General features: G+C 48.8%; 22 protein-coding genes, 1 tRNA gene and 2 pseudogenes. 12 read left to right on the top strand and 13 right to left on the bottom strand.

Translation table 11 applies throughout. The annotated features are described in order from the left end of the window. The first annotated feature begins 45 nt into the window (after nt 1–45). Nucleotides 46–1,311, top strand: a complete 1,266-nt coding sequence (locus tag NDI33_RS09015) for a dihydroorotase (RefSeq protein WP_190673815.1) — start codon at nt 46–48, stop codon at nt 1,309–1,311. Nucleotides 1,312–1,408: 97 nt separating this feature from the next. Here the strand turns inward: NDI33_RS09015 and lepB are convergent, their stop codons facing one another. Then, entirely contained in the window at nt 1,409–2,002 is a 594-nt protein-coding gene (lepB, locus tag NDI33_RS09020) for a signal peptidase I (protein ID WP_190414052.1), read from the bottom strand. A gap of 258 nt (nt 2,003–2,260) precedes the next feature. On the opposite strand from lepB, the pseudogene NDI33_RS09025 reads away from it, so the two are divergent. After that, nucleotides 2,261–3,491: pseudogene (locus tag NDI33_RS09025) on the top strand (amidohydrolase family protein). A 91-nt stretch (nt 3,492–3,582) separates the two neighbouring features. On the opposite strand, the gene tsaE reads toward NDI33_RS09025, so the two are convergent. Next, nucleotides 3,583–4,035 (bottom strand): tRNA (adenosine(37)-N6)-threonylcarbamoyltransferase complex ATPase subunit type 1 TsaE, encoded by a 453-nt coding sequence (gene tsaE / locus NDI33_RS09030; protein ID WP_190673818.1) that lies wholly within the window; start codon nt 4,033–4,035, stop codon nt 3,583–3,585. Nucleotides 4,036–4,188: 153 nt separating this feature from the next. Beyond that, nucleotides 4,189–5,580 carry a gluconeogenesis factor YvcK family protein gene (locus NDI33_RS09035; protein ID WP_190673773.1) on the bottom strand — a complete coding sequence of 464 codons (1,392 nt, stop codon included), beginning with the start codon at nt 5,578–5,580 and terminating at the stop codon, nt 4,189–4,191. Nucleotides 5,581–5,958: 378 nt separating this feature from the next. Between NDI33_RS09035 and ruvC the strand changes: the two genes are divergently transcribed. Both ruvC and NDI33_RS09045 read left to right on the top strand, forming a co-directional pair. After that, nucleotides 5,959–6,489, top strand: a complete 531-nt coding sequence (gene ruvC, locus NDI33_RS09040; protein ID WP_190673777.1) for a crossover junction endodeoxyribonuclease RuvC — start codon at nt 5,959–5,961, stop codon at nt 6,487–6,489. A gap of 290 nt (nt 6,490–6,779) precedes the next feature. Beyond that, nucleotides 6,780–7,484: an SH3 domain-containing protein gene (locus NDI33_RS09045; RefSeq protein ID WP_190425888.1), complete on the top strand. Its 705-nt coding sequence runs from the start codon at nt 6,780–6,782 to the stop codon at nt 7,482–7,484. Nucleotides 7,485–7,699: 215 nt separating this feature from the next. Here the strand turns inward: NDI33_RS09045 and NDI33_RS09050 are convergent, their stop codons facing one another. The 4 genes from NDI33_RS09050 to mgtE form a co-directional block, all read right to left on the bottom strand. Next, complete coding sequence (locus NDI33_RS09050) at nt 7,700–8,014, bottom strand: hypothetical protein (protein WP_190414044.1); 315 nt, start codon at nt 8,012–8,014, stop codon at nt 7,700–7,702. 167 nt (nt 8,015–8,181) lie between these two features. Then, complete coding sequence (locus tag NDI33_RS09055; protein WP_190414042.1) at nt 8,182–8,676, bottom strand: molybdenum cofactor biosynthesis protein MoaE; 495 nt, start codon at nt 8,674–8,676, stop codon at nt 8,182–8,184. A 150-nt stretch (nt 8,677–8,826) separates the two neighbouring features. Then, entirely contained in the window at nt 8,827–9,873 is a 1,047-nt protein-coding gene (locus NDI33_RS09060) for an aspartate carbamoyltransferase catalytic subunit (RefSeq protein WP_190673780.1), read from the bottom strand. A gap of 48 nt (nt 9,874–9,921) precedes the next feature. Further along, nucleotides 9,922–11,271 carry a magnesium transporter gene (mgtE, locus tag NDI33_RS09065; RefSeq protein ID WP_190425893.1) on the bottom strand — a complete coding sequence of 450 codons (1,350 nt, stop codon included), beginning with the start codon at nt 11,269–11,271 and terminating at the stop codon, nt 9,922–9,924. Between the two features lie 218 nt (nt 11,272–11,489). Here mgtE and NDI33_RS09070 point away from each other — a divergent pair, with 218 nt between their 5' ends. Continuing rightward, nucleotides 11,490–12,062, top strand: a complete 573-nt coding sequence (locus NDI33_RS09070) for a sporulation/spore germination protein (protein ID WP_190673783.1) — start codon at nt 11,490–11,492, stop codon at nt 12,060–12,062. Between the two features lie 8 nt (nt 12,063–12,070). Here NDI33_RS09070 and NDI33_RS09075 read toward each other — a convergent pair whose 3' ends face one another. After that, on the bottom strand, nt 12,071–12,667 hold the full coding sequence (locus NDI33_RS09075) for a DNA-3-methyladenine glycosylase (RefSeq protein ID WP_190673784.1): 597 nt from the start codon (nt 12,665–12,667) through the stop codon (nt 12,071–12,073). Between the two features lie 289 nt (nt 12,668–12,956). Between NDI33_RS09075 and NDI33_RS09080 the strand changes: the two genes are divergently transcribed. Beyond that, nucleotides 12,957–14,618, top strand: a complete 1,662-nt coding sequence (locus NDI33_RS09080; protein ID WP_242033042.1) for an MBL fold metallo-hydrolase — start codon at nt 12,957–12,959, stop codon at nt 14,616–14,618. A 78-nt stretch (nt 14,619–14,696) separates the two neighbouring features. On the opposite strand, the gene NDI33_RS09085 is transcribed toward NDI33_RS09080, so the two are convergent. After that, nucleotides 14,697–15,008, bottom strand: coding sequence for a DUF6679 family protein (locus NDI33_RS09085; protein ID WP_190414032.1), 312 nt, complete (start codon nt 15,006–15,008; stop codon nt 14,697–14,699). Nucleotides 15,009–15,735: 727 nt separating this feature from the next. Then, a complete protein-coding gene (locus tag NDI33_RS09090; RefSeq protein ID WP_190414030.1) occupies nt 15,736–15,978 on the bottom strand; it encodes a hypothetical protein in 243 nt (80 codons plus the stop codon). A 350-nt stretch (nt 15,979–16,328) separates the two neighbouring features. Between NDI33_RS09090 and NDI33_RS09095 the strand changes: the two genes are divergently transcribed. From NDI33_RS09095 to NDI33_RS09110, 4 genes are all read left to right on the top strand, one after another. After that, the gene (locus tag NDI33_RS09095) at nt 16,329–17,198 is read left to right on the top strand and encodes an aldose epimerase (RefSeq protein WP_190438050.1); all 870 of its coding nucleotides are present in this window, start codon (nt 16,329–16,331) and stop codon (nt 17,196–17,198) included. 82 nt (nt 17,199–17,280) lie between these two features. After that, nucleotides 17,281–17,352, top strand: a tRNA-Lys gene (locus NDI33_RS09100). Between the two features lie 367 nt (nt 17,353–17,719). Continuing rightward, nucleotides 17,720–18,799, top strand: a complete 1,080-nt coding sequence (gene fba, locus NDI33_RS09105) for a class II fructose-bisphosphate aldolase (protein WP_190414027.1) — start codon at nt 17,720–17,722, stop codon at nt 18,797–18,799. Between the two features lie 178 nt (nt 18,800–18,977). Next, on the top strand, nt 18,978–19,103 hold the full coding sequence (locus NDI33_RS09110; protein WP_277878300.1) for a hypothetical protein: 126 nt from the start codon (nt 18,978–18,980) through the stop codon (nt 19,101–19,103). Between the two features lie 211 nt (nt 19,104–19,314). Here NDI33_RS09110 and NDI33_RS09115 read toward each other — a convergent pair whose 3' ends face one another. Then, on the bottom strand, nt 19,315–20,127 hold the full coding sequence (locus NDI33_RS09115; RefSeq protein WP_190414025.1) for a carbon-nitrogen hydrolase family protein: 813 nt from the start codon (nt 20,125–20,127) through the stop codon (nt 19,315–19,317). Nucleotides 20,128–20,386: 259 nt separating this feature from the next. Between NDI33_RS09115 and NDI33_RS09120 the strand changes: the two genes are divergently transcribed. Then, the gene (locus NDI33_RS09120) at nt 20,387–20,599 is read left to right on the top strand and encodes a hypothetical protein (RefSeq protein ID WP_190438182.1); all 213 of its coding nucleotides are present in this window, start codon (nt 20,387–20,389) and stop codon (nt 20,597–20,599) included. Between the two features lie 361 nt (nt 20,600–20,960). After that, the gene (locus tag NDI33_RS09125) at nt 20,961–21,554 is read left to right on the top strand and encodes a MarC family protein (RefSeq protein ID WP_190414150.1); all 594 of its coding nucleotides are present in this window, start codon (nt 20,961–20,963) and stop codon (nt 21,552–21,554) included. A gap of 129 nt (nt 21,555–21,683) precedes the next feature. Here NDI33_RS09125 and NDI33_RS09130 read toward each other — a convergent pair whose 3' ends face one another. Together NDI33_RS09130 and NDI33_RS09135 are read right to left on the bottom strand one after the other, a co-directional pair. Further along, nucleotides 21,684–21,866, bottom strand: coding sequence for a hypothetical protein (locus NDI33_RS09130; protein ID WP_190673786.1), 183 nt, complete (start codon nt 21,864–21,866; stop codon nt 21,684–21,686). Between the two features lie 26 nt (nt 21,867–21,892). After that, nucleotides 21,893–22,016: pseudogene (locus NDI33_RS09135) on the bottom strand (IS5/IS1182 family transposase); the annotation flags it as partial.

The raw sequence follows: 22,016 nt of genomic DNA on the forward strand, positions 1-22,016 counted from the left end.
GAAGAAACTTTTTATCTCAAAACTCAAAACTCAAAACTCGAAACGATTATGAATCAACTGCTTCAACAAGTACGGGTCATCGACCCAGTTTCTGGAACCGACCAGATTGCCGATATTCTGATTGCTGACGGTTATATCCAAACAGTCGAAACCGAAATTTCTGACTTGTCCGCTGACACGACCGTGCGGGATTGTCGTGGATTCGTCGTAGGGCCAGGGTTAGTAGATTTATACAGCCACTCTGGTGAGCCTGGGTTTGAAGAGCGGGAATCCTTAGCCTCGCTCGTTGATGCGGCAGCAGCCGGGGGCTTTACTCGACTGGCAATCTTGCCCGATACCCTACCCGTTCTCGACAATCTAGGGGGTTTAGCCTACCTTCAACAATCCAAAATCCAACATCCAAAATCCAAAATTGAATTTTGGGGGGCGCTGACTGTTGGTATCCAAGGGCAGCAGATGACATCCCTGGCTGAAATGGCAGCGGCTGGGGTGGTAGGCTTTGCAGATGGTCAGCCTGTGCAGAATCTGGCGCTGCTGCGCCGCCTGTTGGAATACCTCCAGCCGTTAGGAAAACCTGTGGCGTTGTGGCCTTGCGATCGCGCTTTGAGCGGCAATGGGGTGATGAGAGAAGGCACGGCGTCGATTCGCTTTGGCTTGCCAGGAAACCCAGCGATCGCAGAAACATCGGCGCTGGCTGCTTTGCTGGAAGTGGTGGAAGCTACTCGCACCCCTGTCCATATCATGCGCGTTTCCACTGCTCGCAGCGTTGAGCTAATTGCGAATGCCAAGGCGCGGAATTTACCGATCGCTGCGAGTACTACCTGGATGCATTTATTGCACAATACGGAGGCGGTAGGCAGTTACGACTCAAACTTGCGACTAGAACCCCCTCTCGGCAATTCTTCAGACCAAGCGGCGCTGATTCAGGGGATACAGAGTGGGGTGTTAGACGCGATCGCCATTGACCATACTCCCTACACCTACGAAGAGAAAACGGTCGCCTTTTCCGAAGCACCCGCGGGCGCAATTGGTCTAGAGTTGGCTTTATCGCTTCTGTGGCACACCTTTGTTGCGACTGGTGACTGGTCAGCTCTAGAACTGTGGCGGGTTTTAAGTACCCATCCGGCGGAGTGTTTGCAGCAAAAACCGCCAGCGATCGCGCCCGGTCAACCGGCTGAACTGGTCTTATTTGATCCCCAGCTAAGCTGGACAGCGGACAGACAAACCCTAAAATCCCGCTCAGAAAATACCCCTTGGCTAGGGCGATCGCTGACGGGTCGGGTTTTACAAACTTGGGTAATGGGTAATTAGTCAGTCAAACCGAAGAAATATCTAACTGTAGGGGCGGATTGAGCCAGGGGTTTAGTGACGCACAAATATCTTGGTGAAACTCGCCCCTATCTCCCTACTATTCCTTGGTATAAGCTGGAGCGCTATCCACTTCTCCGGCACGTTGGAGGGGCCAAAAGCGCACCACAGCACGACCAATGATTTTTTCGCGGGGGACAAAACCCCAATAGTGGCTGTCGTAACTGTTGTTGCGATTATCACCCAGTACCAGGTAGGAGTTTTCTGGTACCGTCACCGGCCCATAGGTATACTGTGGCTGTTCTTCAATATATTTTTCTGACAGGGGTTTCCCGTTGACATACACCCGTCCCCCTTTCACCTCTATCTTTTCCCCAGGTAAACCAATCACGCGCTTAATAAAAGCATCGTGAAAGTTTTGCTTTTCTAGCGCTTCGGTCGGCGCAAACACTACAATGTCGCCCCGCTGTGGAGATCGGAAGTTGTAACTAACCTTGTCTATAATCAGACGGTCATTGATTTGTAGTGTAGGCAGCATTGAACCCGAAGGAATGTAGCGTGCTTCCGCCACAAAAGAGCGAATTCCAAAGGCCAGAATGGCGCTCAAGCCAATCGTTTTTATTCCCTCTATGAAAGGATTTTCGGCTTTTGGTTGGGGGTTGAGGTCAGGTTGTTGATTCTGCACGTCAGTCATAAACGGTTAATCACTCAAGCAAATGAATGAAATTGATTCCCTAGGTAATTATTTATTTTAAGGAAGACGGATGATTAGCTATATATATTGTGTACAAATTTTGTCTAAATATATCCGGCTAATATTACAGATATTTAGCTTCTGCCGTTTACCGGGTTGCTGGATGGTCAGTTTAGAAAAGTGCCATCTTACGACAAAGCGCGATCGCACCATACAATTGTCGCTCACACTTAACTACTGCATCAACAACTGATTACCATGTTTTCTGCCGCCTCTGTGTTGATTCGCAATGCTCGAATTCTCCCGCATACGGGTGAATTTTTGGTTGGGGAGGTGCAAACCTTGGGTCGGGAAATTGTCTGGGTTGCACTAAAATCCTAGCATCTGGAAATCCTAGCATCTGATAGTCTACTAGTGGATAAAGAGATAGACGTTCAAGGTCTGACTTTGTTGCCGGGAGTCATCGATCCGCAGGTACACTTCCGAGAACCGGGACTCGAACACAAAGAAATTTGTTCGCGGCGAGTTGTGCTTGTGCTAAAGGCGGGGTAACGTCGTTTCTGGAAATGCCCAATACTCGCCCTCTGACAACTACCCAGGCGGCTCTCGATGATAAGTTGCGACGAGGTGCCCAGAAGTGCTTAGTTAATTATGGCTTTTTTATTGGGGCAACCGGAGAAAATCTGCCGGATCTTCTAGAGGCGCATCCACCTGTGGAATCAAAATTTTTATGGGGTCGATGCACGGTCAATTACTGGTGGATCGAGATACGGTATTGGAGTCTATTTTTGCAAAAGGAAATCGCTTAATTGCCGTTCACGCAGAAGACCAAGCTCGGATAAACCAGCGACGACAAGAATTTGCTGGAATTCACGATCCAGCCATTCACTCTCAAATTCAGGATAATCAAGCCGCTCTTTGAGCTACCGAATTGGCGCTCTATTTATCTAAAAAATATCAGCGACGCTTGCATATTTTACATCTGTCCACAGTCCAAAAAGCCGATTTATTACGTCAAGATAAACCGAGCTGAGTGAAAGCAGAAGTGACGCCGCAACACTTGCTGCTGAACACCAGTGCTTATGAGAAAATTGGCACCCTAGCACAGATGAATCCGCCATTGCGATCGCCCCACGACAACGAAGTTCTTTGGCAAGCGCTACTCGATGCTGACTTCAGCCATGCAGGGACGCTGTAGTGTTTCCCAAGTTGCCAACTGGATGTCTGCGGCTGTCGCTAAGGCGTATCAGATTCCCAAAAAAGGTGCGATCGCTCCCGGTTATGATGCCGATTTAGTTCTGGTAGATTTGGACAATTATCGTCCAGTATTGCGCGAAGAATTGCTAACCAAATGCGGCTGGAGTCCCTTTGAAGGCTTGAATTTGACGGGATGGCCTGTTCTATCACCATTGTTGGCGGTCAGGTTGTTTATGAGCGCGGGAAGCTAAATCTAGAAGTGCGGGGCGAAGCCTTGACATTTAACGAATAATTAAACGCTCTCGGTACGCCAAGGTAAGCGCAAAGGTACGCAAAGGAAAGACGCGATAAATCAGTGTCTAAACGAGAGCGAACCTTTGTGTTTAAAATTTTATTGACTTAAAATCAAACCCATCCGCTGGAATTAGGTTGGCTTGGCGACCATTATTCGCACAGTAGGTTAGATGGACGCTTAAAAAGCTGGACGGCTGATATGGTAACCGTTCTGCCCACTCTATCGCCACAATTCCCAGGGGCACCTCGAATCCTTCCCAGTAGGTTTCTAAATTCAACGCTTCGACTTCTTCTGGCTGCAAGCGGTATAAATCCAGGTGATACAGGGGGAGGCGTCCTTGTGCGTACTCGTTAATCAGAGTGAAGGTGGGACTCACAATCGCCTCGGTAATGCCCAAACCCTCGCCAATGCCTTGCACCAGCGTGGTTTTGCCAGCGCCCAAGTCGCCTTCTAATAAAAGTACACTACCGGCGGAGAGGGATTGACCGAGTGCAATCCCAAGCGATCGCGTCGCCGCCGCATCGGCAAGAGAAATGACAATTGACTCCAAATTACTCAAAACTCAAAATTTAAAACGCTTAAAAGTACACTACCAGCGCGGAGGGATTGACTGAGAGCAATCCTAAGCGATCGCGTCGCCCCGGCATCGGCAAGAGAAATGACAATTGACTCCAAATTACTCAAAACTCAAAACTCAAAACTCTACTGCCTGGGCGCGACTATACCACCTCAGCAACACCCGTGCCAGCCGCTCAGGATTGTGGCGTACATAACCCGTCTCTGGGTCTTCATCCATTACGTTGGTTAAAACGATGCGACGCCCCAGCAGCCCGATGGCTTCTCGATCTAGAAAAACCGGATGGGAGCTTTCTTGAGCATAGCGAATCAGGGCATTCGCACTGGGAACTTTCCGCTGCACCAAGACGGCGTTAAATAGCGGTCGTCCGCAGGCGGCGTCAATGGCGCGAATGTGGTCTGCAACCGTGTAACCTTGGGTTTCTCCCGGTTGGGTCATGATGTTACAGACGTAGATGCGGGGAACCTGCTTTTGGGCGATCGCTTCGGCAATCTCTGGCACCAATAAATTGGGAATCACGCTTGTATAAAGGCTTCCAGGGCCGATGATAATGTAATCGGCTTCCTCAATTGCCTGTAAAGCTTTAGGCAAAGCGGGGGGGTTGCTAGGAATGCAACCAATTTTCTTAATCTGACCATTGGCTTCTGTAATGCTCGATTCCCCCTCAATGGTGCGTCCATCCTCTAACTCAGCCCAGAGGCGAACATCGCACAACGTTGCCGGTAGCACCCGCCCTCGCACAGCTAAAACTTGAGAACTGGCAGCGATCGCTTGCTCCAAATCTCCGGTAATATCGCTCATTGCCGTCAGGAATAGGTTGCCAAAACTATGACCGTTCAGACCATCCCCAGCCTTAAAGCGATATTGAAACAATTCGGTCAGTAACTTTTCTTGGTCTGCCAATGCCGCGATACAGTTGCGAATGTCTCCCGGCGGTAGGACGCCAATTTCTCGCCGCAGACGACCAGAGGAGCCGCCATCATCTGCAACCGTTACAATCGCCGTAATGTGGGCGCTGTATTCCTTCAATCCTCTGAGCAAAGTAGAAAGCCCAGTGCCACCGCCGATTGCCACGATTTTTGGTCCCCGGTTAAGTTTGCGATGCGCCAACAGCACATCAATCAGTTCTTCATCCTGGGAAGGCTTCAGTACCTCGGTAATCGCTCCCATCGAGCGGGTTTGTCCTAAAAAAATAAAAAATAAACCCAAGCCAATCGCGATTGGACCGGACACATAATTGGGAATAATCGTGGTAATCGCTTCCAGAATGTTCCCAATGAACTGAATCAATAAGAAAATTGGGGTCAGTTTCACCCAAATCGCCAAACCTAGGCTGGTTAGCAGCACGCCTCCCACACTGATCAGCAACCAGCGTTTTACCAATAGTCCGGGCGCTAACCACTTAAACCAGGTATTGACTCGTTGGGGCGTCTTAGGCTTAAAACTCCAGACCATATGCGAATCTTGTTTGAGCGTGCGTAAGGCTTGTTTGAAAATAACGTTTGACATTGCGGATTCCTAGGGGACACAAAGGCAAGACTCGACTTTAACGTTGCTCGGCGAATCCACTCAAGTAGGCGCGATTGATGAATCGTCTCTACGGATTGATTGGACTGGCACGGGGAAGGCAGAAGTTGCTACCCACTGAGCAACACTAAGGCTGTGCCCATCAGAATACATTTTCACTAAGCCACTCAGATGTGACATACGAAACTAAGAAACAGAGGAGGGGATTTTTCAACTCAGCTTATGATAGGTTGCGATGGTTTGCTGCTTGGATCAGGAATCAAGATGTTACGACTCAGTGATTAGACCCGCTTGTTGCTTCTAAGCGTTCAATTAACCGATTGCAGTTCCCCCTTGAGTGAATCCCCAAAGCTAGGCTAGATGGAAAAGCGTATTTTAGGATTAGACCCCGGACTTGCCAGATTAGGATTTGGGACAATTGTCTGCCAAAAGGTAGATTATGCCGCAGCGGCAGGTGGCGATCGCGCGAAGCGCCAAGTAAAAACTGCGTCTGAGGTGGTAAGTTTACTAGATTTTGGCGTGATTCAGACCTCGGCAAAGACGGAGATGGGGGAGCGACTCCGCACGATTTACGAGGATTTGCACACGCTGATGGAGCAGTGTCAACCCCATCTGGTGGCAATCGAGAAATTGTTTTTTTATCGGATGGGAAACACGATTGTCGTGGCTCAAGCACGGGGGGTGCTGATGTTGGTGTTGGCACAGCACGGGGTTCCGTTTGTTGAGTTTACGCCTGCCCAAATTAAACAAGCGCTGACTGGCATGGGAAATGCGGATAAGTCCGAAGTGCAGCAAGCCGTGGCGCGGGAGTTAAGTTTGGACTACATTCCCAAGCCGGATGATGCCGCCGATGCCCTTGCTGTAGCGTTAACGGCGTGGTTTCAGGAGTAAAGGCGATCGCTTTCTAGAGACTGAGTGCGGTGAAGCCCAAAGAGCGATCGCTCTTACTCTTGACATTTCTGCCTTCTTTCCGATGATTTGGATTAATCTTTACTTGTATGCTATTTGACGAGGAGACTTCTAAAAGATTGACGATCCTGATGTTCGGTAGCGTCAAAGCTGAATAAAGATGCTGGGCAACTGAAGCCGAGCCATCTTCAAAAACTTGGTTCTACCGTCAATCGGTTTTCTTTGCTGAAGTCTCTAACAAAAACTTTTTGGTGAGATGAGGAGTTGACCGTATGAAAAAGATGAGTCGCTGGGGCAAGCCTATCGCTCTCTTTAGTTTAGGCTTGAGCGTCGTGGGAAGTCTGAATTTTCCCACTCCTGCCATTAGCACAACCACAACTGCTAACACGATTGCACAATCAGAACAGAACTCAGTTCAACCTGGGGGCAGCTTTGAAATAGCGCAAAGTCTGGTAGGACAATGCCGCGCTACGAAAGCGCGGATTTTTGTCTATACGCAGCGATCGCTCTCCAGCCAAACAATTAGAACGCTCGCTGCTGGCGAACAAGTTACCCTTGCAGACAATGGCAGCGCTGGTTTTATCGCCATCAGTGCCCCTGTAACCGGGTATGTCCAAGCAAGAGACCTTACAACCTGCTCTGGAGTCAATCCTACCCCTAGACCTACTCCCAGCCCTACCCCGACTCCCAACCCAACTCCCAGCCCGAATCCCAGACCGAATCCTACAACTAGCCTTTGCCGCGTCATTACCTACAAGGGCGCTGAAGGGATGGCTATTCGTACCGCACCCGGCAAAAACGGTACTAGAGTTGGCGGAGTTAAGTTTGGAGATAGAGTCACCCTCAGAACCAGTCCTCCAGCATTCACCTTCGACGCCGAACGCCGTGCCTGGGTTCAGATTACAGCCCCTGTTGCCGGATGGATTTCTTACGGGTTTCCCAGTTCAAACTCGACCAATCTCGGCACTTGTCGCTAGGCTTATCGTCTATTAAGCTAAAGCCATAAAAGCAAAATCACCCCATTTGAATTGCCAAAATTCGGAAATGGGGTGATTTTCTATTAAGCGTGAATTCAATTTTACGATTCAGTTTTAATGAGGGAATCAACCTCGATTAATTGAGCATTAAACAATTAGCTATTGGCTCACAGAGAAGTCTGATAGTAATTTTAGGGATTCAGACAAAATTTATACTACTCTACTTGCCGAACTGACATCCGGTGCAGCGGCAGAGTCAGGACAGAAGTAAAGGTCAACAAGTAAGAAAAAGCAGCCGTTAACTTCAAACTCATCAACAAAATCTCCCACTCAGGGTGGCTAAACTTCAGGATACCTACAACAACGCAGTAAACTATCCAGTAAGTAAAGCTCATTGTCAATAGCATTTCCTCCGTTTCTTCAAGCTCATCCACCTGAGTTTGTTTGTCAACGGATAGTAAGAAAAGTCCAGCAATACTACCCACAAAAGAAACAAAAAGTAAATATTCGTGCCAGTTCAGATTTGGCATTAGCCTATCCCCTTTATCCCCAAATTATGAATTGGGGATCAGTCTAAAGGATAATTTTCCTGGGATAAAGCAATAGTTACAAACTGCAATCTAAAGCCCTTGAAAGTTTAAAGTTTTGTAAAAAGTATCGGTCAAGGGCATTCTTTTCTGAACCAGCAGAAGGCGACTTAACACCCCTCTGGCTGGGTTTCACAGGCACCGATACTCACCCAACTGCTAGAACCATCTGCCCAATGTTCCTTTTTCCAGATGGGGGCATTGTGCTTTAGGGTATCAATTGCATATTGGCAGGCTTCAAAAGCTTCTGAGCGGTGAGGACACCCAACCGCAACCAACACGCTGATTTCGCCAATCTGCAAGCGTCCGATGCGATGGTGAATCACTACTCGATTGACATCCTGCCAGGTTTGGCGGATATTGGCAGCAATTTGACTAAATATGTGCAAAGCCATCGGTTCGTAGGCTTGATACTCCAAAGCAACCACCGGCTTCCCATCAGTTTGATTGCGTACCATTCCACTCATGACTACCACGGCTCCGTTGGCAGGATCGTCCGCTAGTGAGTAGACTTCCTCCATTGATAAGGGAGCGAAGCTAATCGTAAAACTATCTTTCGCGGAGGGTTGATTGGGAAGGTTTAGGAGAGTGGTGACGCCATTCATCACGTTGAAATCCTGAGAAAGGAACTGGATCTATTTTGATCGATCCAGCACCCGCATTACCCTAAGCGATCGCTCCTTGGACTTGTTGTCTCAGATTGTGTTGTTCCAGATTGTGTCGATGTACCCCAAGATTTTGCAGAACCCTGGCTGCTAAACCTTGCCACCGCCCATCAGATATAGGAGCGCCATACGGACAGCCACGCCGCTAGTCACTTGCTGAGAGATTAAGCTGAACTGGGGGTCGTCCATCAAGTCAGAGCTAATTTCTACGCCTCGGTTGACGGGTCCTGGGTGCAGTACCTTAACGTCAGGTTTGCAGAGTTTCAGGCGATCGCGTGTTATCCCATACCGCTGATGGTACTCTCGCAAACTGGGCAGCAAATGCTGCGTCATCCGTTCCTTTTGCAGCCGCAACGTCATCACAAAATCAGCATCTTGTAAAGCGGGTTCCAAATCCCAGTGGAGAAAAAGCTTGCGGCTGGGAATGGGGGATTGGTCGTGGGTGCTTGGTAACGGGCGATCGGCTCCCTGGCTCCCCTCCTGAGTGCCATAGGCGGCAAACAACTGAGGGAGAAGCGTGGGGGGTCCTGCTAAGTGAACCTCCGCACCCGTTGCCGTTAAACTCCAGATATTCGACCGGGCAACCCGCGAGTGGAGAATGTCGCCGACAATGGCAATTTTTTTATCTTTGAGCAGTTCAAGTCGCGGGTGATCTGGGTCTAACAGGGTACAGATGGTGAAAAGATCCAGCAATGCTTGGGATGGATGTTCGTGCTGACCATCCCCGGCATTGAGGACGCCCACCTTTGAACCTAAGCGATCCATCTCGGCAGCGATCGCTTGCGGCACCCCCGCCTCCCGATGACGAACCACCATCATGTCCGCACCCATCGCTAAATAGGTTTTCGCCGTATCTAAAATGGTCTCTCCTTTCGTTAGAGAAGACGTTGCCGCTGCAAAGTTCAGCGTATCGGCAGAGAGACGCTTTGCCGCTAGTTCAAAACTGCTGCGGGTGCGGGTAGAGGATTCAAAAAATAGATTTGCTACCACCTGACCTTGTAACGTTGGCACTTTCTTCGTGCGTCGCGACAGTACCTCTCGGAAACTGGCGGCAGTTTGCAACACAGTATTGTATTCAATTGGGGTGAAATCAGCTAAGGAAAGAACGTGGTGACGAGTCCAGGTAGTGGTAGCCATTAGGTGTGGTCAGTAGCAACGAACAACGAACAGAAGACAACTGACTGCTCATCTAGATACTACATTCAAAGCCGCTGAGATTAGCGTCAGGAAAGTCAAGAACCCCAGCGCATCTAGCGTCGTAGTCAGCAGCGGACCGCTAATGAGTGCTGGATCTAAGTTCAACCGTTTGATACCCATTGGCAGCAAAGTCCCTAGGGTGGCAGCCATCAAGACATTGATAGCCATCACCAGTCCTGCAACCAACCCCACCCATCGCTCATTGGCAGGAGACCAAATCAAAGAAAGGGCACCCAAGGCAAAACCCAGTGACAAGGCTGTACCCAAGCCAGCGAGAATTTCCTTACGGAGAAGTTTCAGCGTATCCTGTGGTGTTATTTCACCTACACCTAGTCCGCGCACAGTCACCGATAAGACCTGAAAGCCGACATTGCCACTACTATTGGCTAAAATTGGCATGATGATTGCCAAAACGGGCACTGATGAAATCGTTCCCTGAAAAGGCGCGATCGCATTGGCGGCTCCGACATAGAGAATAATATTCCCTAACAGCCAAGGCAGACGCTTACGAAGCGTCACCAAAGGAGGCGACAAGGCGGCTTCATCACCGCCACTGACTCCCGCCAGTTTTTGAATGTCTTGTGTGGCTTCCTCTTCTAGAATGTCTACCACGTCATCAATGGTGACAATCCCCACTAACCTATCTTCGCGGTCAACCACAGGCACGGCGATCAAGTCATAGCGCTTCATTAGTTGCGCGACTTCTTCTTGGGGCGTTTCTGTGTAAGTTTTGACAACGCGATCGCTCGCAATATCCCCAATCAGGGCATTGGGAAGCGAAAACAACAGTTGCCGCAACGATACAACCCGAACGAGCTTGCGGTTGTCGTCGGTGACGTAGGCGTAGTAAATTGTTTCCTTATCTTCGTCACTGACACGGATTTTGCTCAAGGCTTCTCCGACCGTTAAGCCTTCGCGCAGCCGTACATATTCCGTCGTCATTACCCGACCCGCCGTGCCTTCGGGATAGCCCAAAATCCTGGCAGTTGCCTGCCGTTCTTCAAGGCTGAGTTGCTGCAACAGCCGCTTCACAATGCCTGCGGGTAGCTCGTCAAACAGTTCCGCCCGGTCATCCGGTCGCATCGCCTCTACAATCTGACACACCTGGTTATCGTGCAGCGAACCAATTAGTTCTTCTTGCACTTCCGGCGGCAGATATTCAAAGACATCAATGGCTTGAGCTTTATTAAGCAAGCGAAACGCGATCGCTCGCTTGGATGGGGGCAGTTCGACAATGTAATCCCCTACATCAACCGCCGGTAAGCGATTTAGCTCAGACTTAAGCTGATTTAAGTCAGCAATATCCGACAGTGCAACACGTCCTTCCTGAGTGAGCATAGAAACCTCCTAGTCTCCCCCCCGCGCTGGGAGAGACTGACCCGCCCAGGCGCTAGAGGAGCTTACTACTGTCACCTAATGGACTTCGGTCCATAAATTCCGCAGAAATCTACACTGATATTGCTCAGCAGTATCAGTAAAACTATGCTATCCCCTCAAGGTGCCATTTACCATTGGGGGCTATCAAAAAATCTATCTAAAGACAGATTTCAAAAGCGATGAGGCGTACAAAAAATTATTGGGTTCCTCTATTAACTGGAGCGATTGTCGCCAGTCTGAGTAGTTGCGCTTCTTTACCGACAAACAGCGAAAGAGACAAAGCTGGCTTACCTCCTGCTCATGCTATTGAAGCCAGCAAAACTACGACGAAAGCGTCAGATGCCAGCCGATTGTTGACGGGTGCGATTAGCCAAGCAACAACAACCGCTCCCTCAAAAAACAATGTCACCGTCACCATCTATCAACCCGATACTCAGTGTGAAGCGCTAGTACCGGAAAAAGTAGACGTTTCAGCGGTTGAAAGCGTCCAAGCAGCGGTAGGCAAAGTTCTGGAGGAGCGGGACACCGCCGACTTTAATTTAGCTGGGTATCGTGTCATCGTAAATCCCAGCAATCGAGTTGCTACGGTTGATTTGCGAATTGCACCCGGTTCCCAGCGGAAATTTGTCTCCCTTTCGAGCTGCGAACAATTTGCTTTGTTCGGTAGCCTCAGAAAAACCCTCACTGCGAATTCTCAATGGAAGATCAAAGATGTCCGCTTCACAGAGCAGGGCGAAGACATCTCCCTTTAAAGTTTCGATTAAAGTTTGGAGACAGCAGCACAACCGCGTAGATACCACCGCCACGGCAAATCGATTCCCTGTGATAAACCAATCCGAGTTGTTTGGACAAGTTCCGGCATAAATTGTGACTGACGATGCTCTAGCCACAGGGGTTGACCGGGTTGTAAAACTTGTGAATTCAGGGTGCTGTCAATTTGTAAGGCGCGGCAGAGTTTACCTGGCCCCGCGGCGATTCGATGGGGTTTCGAGCGATCGCTCTCTTTGATCCAGGACGGTATAGACTCTAGTTGCACAGCCCGAATCAAAACAGCACTGGGAATGCTGTCCTGGTCTGTGACCACGTTCAGGCAGTAGTAAATTCCGTAAATTAAATAAACATAAGTTCTCCCGGCTGGCCCGAACATCACCCAGTTGCGCTCGGTTCGTCGCCGATAGGCATGGCAAGCCGGATCTTCAGGGCCATAGGCTTCCGTTTCCACGATTAGCCCTCGGATGATTTCTCCATCAGGCATCTGTCGCACCAACGTGCAGCCCACCAAATCAGGTGCAACTTCAGTGGATGGGCGATCTAGCCAAGAAACTTCTACAATTTGGGTATTTTTAATCAGATTCATCGTTAAATATACTTAAGATATACCAAACCACCCCGTTCAATTCATAAAAACTCATGGATGTCAAGCTAGTTTTAGCAGCCTTAACACTTGTTTTTACCGTATCGTGCCTATTTTTTGGCACTAAAAATGGATTTTACGATTCAGACAACTATCACGGAAACGGTTCTGCTCATTAAGATCGCTGTTAGCCAGTCAATTTTGGATTTTAGAGTTTGCGGAGGTCGGAGTTTCTAAGCCTCCGATGATTTTGGATTGAATCTAAAATCCAAAATCTAAAATTGAAAATCGAATGATGAGTCAACCCCCCCCGGTATCCTCTCACGGCTATGACGAACTAGCCTATTTTCCCTATGGCGTCGGTCATGGCGACGAAGGCATCTGCTTGCTGGTACGGATGGGGCCACACCGCATTCTCCTAGACTGTGGTTTGGCGGACATTTCCTCGCTTAAAGGTGAGGGAATTCCTCCAGCAGATTTAGTGCTGTGCAGCCACGCCCATCCGGATCACGCTAGGGGATTGCTGGCGCTGCATGAAAGCTTCCCCCAGTTGCCAGTCTATGCAAGTGAATTGACAACCCAGCTGCTGCCACTGAATTGGCCTGAGATAGCTCCGCAGAATCTCCCGCAATTGTGTCAGGCATTGCCGATGCGATCGCCTGTCGAATTCAAAGAGGGATTGAGTGCGGAATTATTCCCAGCCGGACATTTACCAGGCGCATCTGCCATCTTGCTAACCTACACGAGTCGCCACCGCTCTTACACCCTACTTTATACAGGTGATTTTTTCCTTTCAAACTCGCGCCTGGTAGAGGGGTTGCCGCTAGAAGCATTGCGAGGCTTAGAGCCAGATGTGCTAATCGTGGAAGGCAGTTACGGCACAGCGCGTCATCCCCACCGGCGGAACCAAGAGAATCAGCTGGCAGAGCGAATTAATCAAGCGATCGCTCAAGCGAATTCTGTCTTGATGCCCGTGCCGACTTTGGGACTGGGGCAAGAACTCTTGATGCTCTTGCGGAGTCACCACTTATTCACGGGTCGCAACCTCGATATCTGGGTAGATGGTAACGTGGCAGCTGGCTGCGATGCCTATTTGGATATTCTCACCAACCTCCCAGCCTCTGTGCAAAATTTTGCCCGTCATCAATCCCTATTTTGGGATGAACGGGTGCGTCCCAGAGTGCGTCGGTTGCTTCCAGAACAACGTCCCTCTGTCGGTCAGTCTCCATGCATTATCCTGACTGAGGAAAACCACGATCTTAGAGAATACTGTCAACCAGGCACCGGGCCGTGGGTGTTATTACTGCCCCAGCAACCCAGGTTCTCCCAAGAGCCTAGTTACTCATCGTTGACGATACAAAACTACTTGCTTGCCCAGCATTCTGATGGGCTGGGAACCACCCAACTGATTCATAATATCCGTCCTCAGCACGTAATTTTTGTTCATGCCTCTCCCACCTACCTGGCTGATTTGACCGGGTTGGAGGAGTTGCACAACCGTTACCACTTGCATTCTCCACCGGCTGGGACGCTGGTAGAACTCCCGATTGGCGAGACGTTTGTGCAACCGGCGGCACCCGAAACCAGTTACGAAGGGGAGCTGACGGAACTGGGAACGGTCGTTACCATCACCCTACCGGAGGCGATCGCTGCCGATCCCCGTTGGCAACACTTTGCTGATACTGGTTTAGTGGAAGCCCGGTGGCAGGGTGAGGAACTGGTATTGCGCGGATTATCCCAACGAGAACTTTTAAGCCAAAGCAGCGACGCCAGAGTTCCCATGAATGTTGAGTGCTGCGGCAACTGCCTGCACCAACGAGGGCAGCGCTGTTGGAATCAGGACTCGCCCCTGTATGGATTTAAGGTGACACCTGAAGGATACTGTCCAGTTTTTGAACCGGCGCATCCGCCCCCAACCCCTTCAGATGACGACGTAGAAAGCCTCGAAGATTGAAAAAGATAAAAAATACAATCAAAAATTAAAAATGAAGCATCCCCCATTTCTAATTTTTGATTTTGCATTTTTAATTCCTTAGTCTGGATTCGAGTCGGGGAAACGCGGACGAATTTGTTCGGCTTCCGGACAATCGTCAGAGACAAGCGGTTCAGCATTGCCTCTGGGCACTGAAGCCAGCTTTTGTGTCACAGCACCAATGCTTTCGAGGCGAACCATTTCTTCCCAAGAACAAGCTTCATCTTCTTCTTCGGTTTCATAGCGGAGCGTGACTAAATCTCCTTCAATGTCAACGATGCGAGCGCGTTCGATCCAGCGTTGTTGGTCCCGCAAGAAAATACAGACCTCACGACCATCGCAACAGAGTTGATAAATCTTGCGGTGTAGCATGGGTTGCTTCTCCTGAGCAGATAAGTTGTGCAATTCTTAATGGAGCCTGTATACCTTTTTTTAGGTATCCAGCTTCTCTCAAACGTAATCGGGGTTGAATCCTGCCATTCTCCCAGGCTCCTGTCCTTATCTTTACCTATTTTTCCCAAAAGCCTGGAATGTGGGATTTGGGTTGGGTTTCTTAGGGGCGCAAGGCTTTGCATCCCTAAAGCCTGGGAATGCCGATTTTGGATAGGCAAGGAAGCCTCTTGGTCAGCCCCGTGCCAATTTTTGGAAAGATGTGGAAATCGAGGGTAGGGACAAGGGTTCAAAGTGAGCGTTCTAGATGATATTGCCGATTTAATTTCAAAGTTTAGCTTGAATCCTGCGGCATTTAAGATAGGGATTGTAGGATACTCCCTCTGGTAGAATGCGCGCACTCCCATCCTCATTCAGGGTTTTTACCACTAAGGGAAACTTGAATCAAGGCAGCTACGAGTATCAATGAGTCTTTTGAGATGAGTAATGGGAAGGCAACTGGTGACAAAAAGCCTTGACTGGCAACCAGTCCAACCTTGTAGCAGTCAATTCAGTCATCCTAACTCTCGCTTTGTTTAGGAAGCGCACCTAGCTGAGATTGGTAGTTCTTATTAATCATTCTAATAATTCTTGGCCCAGGTCGGCAGCGAATAAATAAAAATTCTACTGATATCAAAGTTTTTCTATCGTTTTGGCAGCCGTGCCGCGATCACGATGCCTTGTAGTTATCAAAGAACGGTTTCAGGGCTTGTATCCGAGGCGATATCAGCGCTACGCTCTGCCGTGCTTCTCTTTGAATCTTACCGGCATTCAATGCCTGGTGTAAGGTGTCAAGAGCTTCTAAATCCGCCGATTGGTAGCCTTTCATCACTAACACTTGGCGAATCAGACCTTCAGAAGCGACGCTGAGGCAACCTGTTTGGAAAGCTGACTTTACAAGTGTGCGAATCATGGCGACCTGTTTATCCTTGATTTGCTGAGATATCTATCTTTGAGTATGAAATACTTTCCAAGATTAGGAATTGATGGTAATCCGCCATTTTTTGTGATTTTAGACCGTATTTTTAGGTGATCGAGGTCACAAATGGCAAAACCAAGCGGATGCTTGACAAAAGAAGAGTTTACTGCGGTTGCTTCTCTACTGAGCAAGCTGTCGATTTAATCCTATAGATAGATTGACCGTATAAAACAGCTTAGTGCAGCGACTGTTAAGGATGTGTAAAGTAAATATGGGAATTTCAAGAAATGTTTGTTAAAGTTTGAGACAATCAGCAAATCCTCCATAGAAACGGAAAAAGACGGGTGTACGCGATCGCCACTAAGCAGCAGCTCTACAAAACCTACATCCTCTCAGACCAAGCCGCTCAGTCCCATCTAGAGGTCGTTCCAGAGCGAGGCGGTATCGTTACTAGCCTACGCATCCAAGGACAAGAAATCCTCTACCTAGATGCAGAGCGGTTTGCCAATCCAGACTTGAGCGTTAGAGGCGGGATTCCGATTCTGTTTCCCATCTGCGGCAACTTACCCGAAAGTCAATACACCTATCAAGGTCAGCCCTACACCCTCAAGCAACACGGCTTTGCCCGCGATATGCCTTGGGAAGTCACCGACCAAGTGACTCAAGACCTAGTGAGCCTTACCCTTGTCCTTAACAGCAACGACCAGACACGTGCCGTTTACCCGTTTGACTTTCAACTCGCCTTCACTTACCGTCTGTTGGGTAACACGTTAGAGATTCGGCAGCGCTACACTAATCACTCAGCCGAGCCGATGCCCTTCTCCACGGGTCTGCATCCTTACTTCTGGACACCCGAAAAAACCGGAATCAAGTTTGGAATTCCCGCCGCCGAATACCAAGATCAGCGCACCCGCCAAACCCATCCCTTCACGGGTGCCTTTGACTTTAACCAAGATGAAATTGATGTCGCCTTTAAGCAGTTGAGCGGTCAAGAAGCCACTGCCTCCGACGCCAGCCGACAGTTGCAGCTCACCCTTAGTTGGGACAACCCTTATTCCACCTTTGTCTTCTGGACGGTCAAAGGCAAAGACTTTTACTGCATGGAGCCTTGGAGTGCCCCTCGCAATGCTCTGAATACCGGAGAGCAGCTACTGCGTCTAGAACCGGGAGGCAGTTTGGAGACATCAGTTCGTTTGACCGTAACTTTTTTATAAAAAAGTTTTTTTCAAAACCCCTTTCCTAATTCCAGTAATCTGTGTTACCGTTGTAAACGTTGTCTAAACAACTGAAGTTTTCGGGTCGCTAACTCAACGGTAGAGTACTCGGCTTTTAACCGAATAGTTCCGGGTTCGAATCCCGGGCGACCCATAAAAAAATACTCAAAAAAATACCTAAAGAAAATTAAGACAAGAAGCGAGAAGCGCTCTGGCAAACGATTAGTTTTCTCATTTCCTAGCTGGAACCAGGAGAATCTACGTTATTGAGAGTACAGCCTTCTAAAGAAAGCATTCCCAGACATAAATTGGAAACGAGAGCAAAACCAAAACCCTGTTAGAAAGCCTAATGCTCTTGCTAAACCTCCACCATCAGGCAATCTTATAAATGCAGTATTGGCTGCTTATCTCGGAATTATCAAGATAATTCCCTAGAGACTGGTAAACTATCTTAAGATTATTGTAATAATTTCGCTGTCCAGAACAAAGTAACTGACGACGAGTCAATAGGAGGACTATTTATGGCGCTCGTACCCATGCGGCTGATGTTGGATCACGCAGCTGAGAATGATTATGGAATCCCAGCTTATAACGTTAACAACATGGAGCAGATCCAGGCCATCATGCAGGCTGCTCACGAGGCAAATAGCCCCGTGATTCTGCAAGCTTCTCGTGGCGCTCGGAACTATGCAGGAGAATATTTCCTACGCCATCTGATTCTGGCGGCAGTTGAAACTTACCCTCATCTCCCAATTGCCATGCACCAGGATCATGGTAATGCCCCAAGCACTTGCTACTCTGCCATGCGCCACGGTTTCACCAGCGTCATGATGGATGGCTCGTTAGAGGCAGATGCTAAGACTCCAGCCAGCTTCGAGTACAACGTGGAAGTCACCCGCAAGGTGGTGGAAGTCGCTCACTCAATTGGCGTCAGCGTAGAAGGCGAACTGGGTTGCTTGGGTTCTCTAGAAACAGGCATGGGTGATAAGGAAGACGGTCACGGTGCCGAAGGAGTTCTCTCTCACGACCAGCTGTTGACCGACCCAGACGAAGCAGTTGCCTTCGTAGAACAAACCGGCGTGGATGCTTTGGCAGTTGCGATTGGCACCAGCCACGGCGCTTACAAGTTCACCCGCAAGCCGACTGGCGAAATTCTGGCTATCAGCCGGATTGAAGAAATTCACAGCCGTCTGCCGAACACCCACCTCGTGATGCACGGTTCCTCCTCTGTGCCCGAAGATTTACTTGCCCTGATTAACCAATACGGCGGTACAATCCCGGAAACCTACGGCGTACCCGTTGAAGAAATTCAAAAAGGCATTAAGAGCGGTGTCCGTAAGGTGAATATTGACACGGATAACCGTCTGGCGATTACCGCTGCGGTGCGCGAAGCCTTGGCTAGCAATACTAAGGAATTTGACCCCCGCCACTTCCTCAAGCCTTCCATCAAGTATATGCAGAAGGTTTGTAGCGATCGCTATCATCAGTTCGGTGCTGCTGGTCAAGGTACCAAGATTAAGCAGATGACTTTGGATGAGTTTGCTGCTAAGTATGCCAAAGGCGAGTTGAATGCTGTTACCAAGAAGACTGTAACTGTCTAAGAAAAGTTTAGGTTTTGGATAAATCTAGTATCTAAAATTTGAAATTTTTCTTGTCGGGTGGCTTCCAAGCCACCCGTTTTTTTGTGTGTAAGAAGAGTTTTTTGGCAAACTTTCAGGAACAGGGAATAGCTGCTTTGTATAAATGCATAGCGTTGCTTTTTAAGAGTTTGTCAATCTTATGGCTAACAATAAATTTAAGCCTTCTCCCGATTTAGGTAAGCCCGCCAGACGGGATGGTAGTGCCCCTAAAGTCACTGGCAATCCAAAGAGTACTCCTCCCAAGCGCAAGAATACTGGTAAGTAAGGTGCCCGATGCGGCTTGTTTGCCGTTCGGTAATACCGGCGGTTGGCGCAATGTCTAACAAGAGGGCTTCTTTTATACATTTCTGGATTTTAGATTTGGGATTTTTGATTAGAAAACCAAAGCTAAAACAAGATTGAAAGATTTAGAATCTTTCAATCTAAAAAATGGTATTAGTTTGCGCTATCGCCGGTCTATTTTTTTCCCAAAAGGCTCAGATAAAAACCCGATGTTGCAGGGAGGGCATTTGGCGGCGGATTTGTTCTAGGCGAGAGGGGTTGATTTCTGCGATCGCTACTCCCGGCGTATCTCCGGCATCCGCTAAAATAACGCCCCAAGGGTCAATAATCATCGCGTGTCCGTGAGTGTGACGCAGGGCGTAATGCTGCCCAGTCTGAGCCGGTGCTATCACATAGCAGGTGTTTTCGATAGCTCTGGCTTGTAGTAAGATTTGCCAGTGATCTTTGCCAGTGTAGGCGGTAAAGGCAGCAGGGACAAATAAAATGTCGGCTCCCATCTGCGCTAAGTGCCGGTAAAGTTCTGGGAATCGGACATCGTAGCACACCGAAAGTCCCAAGGAACCCAAATGCTTGGAGGGATAAACGGGTGGTAGCCGCATCCCAGCCATGACGGTGCTAGATTCTCGATAGGTATTGCCGTCGGGCAAATTGACATCAAATAAATGTACTTTTTGGTAGCAGGCGAGTTCTTCTCCTGAAGGATCGATGAGCAAAGCGGTGTTGTAGACTTTGTTGGTGTCAACGGGAACTGGAAACCCGCCACCCAAGATGGTGACTTGGAAGCGCTGAGCCATTGTTCGGAGGAATTTTTCGCTCTGGGTAGCGATCGCCTCCGATTGGGCTATCTTCTGCTTCTCTTCTCCTAAAAATGAGAAGTTTTCTGGCAAGCCTACTAACTCAGCACCCTGACGCACAGCAAGCTCGATGAGTTCTTCTGCCTGAACCAGATTTTTTTCCACATCTGGCAGGCTTGTCATTTGTATGGCGGCGGCGAGATAGGGCTTCATTATCACTCTCGTAATTTCATCTAAATCAGTCTAAATGCTGGTGAAGCTGAGAACATCAGAATATATATTATTCCTTTGTTCTGTGTCTAGGCATTGATGAAGGGTTGGTTCGAGCAATCCTGTGGATTATACCGAAGGTACTTATTTAGAGAGATATTTACGCAGCTAAGTAGGAATGCGGACACAAATCATCCGGATGCGCGTCTTCAGTGACAAAGATGCTGTTTTGAAATCATCGTGTGTTCTGGTAGCAATGGCAATGAGTCTGATTAGTAAAATTGTGCAACAAGCTTTGGTAACGGGCTATCTAACGGTTGAAGCCGAAGAGCAGCTACGTCAGCTTTTAAAAACCAAGTATGACTTTGATGACTTTATGGCTTTCATTACCTTACAAAAAGAGGCGATGGAAGGTCGGGTTCGTCAAGAGTCTCGTGAATTGCTGCATTCTAGCCGTGTTTCTGCCTTAGTTTAAACGGGGGCGATCGCTTATTTTGCATTAGCAGAGCGCCACGCGGACGCGCTATCGCAACACTTGCGCGTTTGTCACCGCAGCTTAAAGAAAGTATTCACTGGATCTAGGCACTTCAGGAAGAGGGAAAAACCGGGCGATCGCTTTCTCAGATGAGGTTGAGCGATCGCTCTCTCACTGTATTGAGGTTTAAATTATAACAATGAATATTATTGGTTGACACTACGACAACTCTATGAATGAGTTGGAGTCCTTGGCTGGCACGGGATATCTGACTCGTTGGAGATCAACCTTCGGAATGGCGAAACGGCAAGGCATCCACGTTACGGTTAGAGGAAATATTTTCTAAGGGTCAACTGTGGAGCTGGATATCTCTGTTCTGGTTAAAACTTTTGTAGCTGTGTTTGTCTTGGCAGATGCGTTGGGCAATGCACCGATCTTTTTAGTCCTGACGAAGGGCATGGAACCGGAGCAAAGAGACAATGTGGTGAATCGGGCAAGTATTGTAGCGACAGGGGTGCTGCTGATATTCGCTTTTGGGGGTAAAGCAGTTCTAAATTACTTAGAAATCAGTATGGGGTCTTTGCGGGTTGCTGGGGGACTGCTTTTACTCTTAGTTGCCCTACAAATGCTACGTGGAGAACTAGATACACCGATTGTCGAGCAGCAGCGCGATATCGCGATTACTCCGATGGCATTGCCTCTGTTAGCTGGGCCAGGAACGCTAACGACGGTGATGCTGTTGATGTCTGAATCTCCAAATGCTCATCTCAGCGTGGTGGTCGGGATTGTCTCTGCGATGCTGGTGACATGGTTGATTGTGCGTCTGGCAAACCGGATCGACCACTTGCTCGGTGCAGAAGGTGCGGTGATTATTACTCAACTTTTAGGCTTTCTGTTAGCAGCGCTGGCAATCGAAATCGGCAGTGCTGGGATTCGGGAACTGTTTCTAACTTAAGATGCGATCGCGTTTTTTACGAACCGCCAAGACGCAGAGGGCGCGAAGCAAGAGGGGAAGAGAGGGCGATCGCATTCTCCATGTAGGGGCGAAGCATTCGGGCGAGTTAGGTTGTGGGAAAAGGGTAGATTAATACCCCGAATGCTTCGCCCGAACGCTAGGCGATCGCATTTGGTGAGATGAGGTAGGCGATCGCATCACCTTTCCACCACGCCAAATAAGAGCGATCGAGAACTTTAACTCAATCCTAGCTGTTGCTTTAAAGCTTCTGGCACATTCTTGGCTGTTGCCAAATTCCGAATATTCTCCCACTTCGTATACTAGACCTCCTGCATGAATCAGGAGGCAGGTGCCAGTTCGTAGTTCAGCAAGCCAGCAATTAGGTTTAAGCGCAAACCAAATCTCTGCCTGCGATTGCGATAACGTCCTGAAAAAATGCGAAAAATCTTGAAGCGGCGAATC

This window comes from Trichocoleus sp. DQ-A1 (assembly GCF_039961955.1).
Classification (GTDB): domain Bacteria; phylum Cyanobacteriota; class Cyanobacteriia; order Cyanobacteriales; family FACHB-T130; genus FACHB-T130.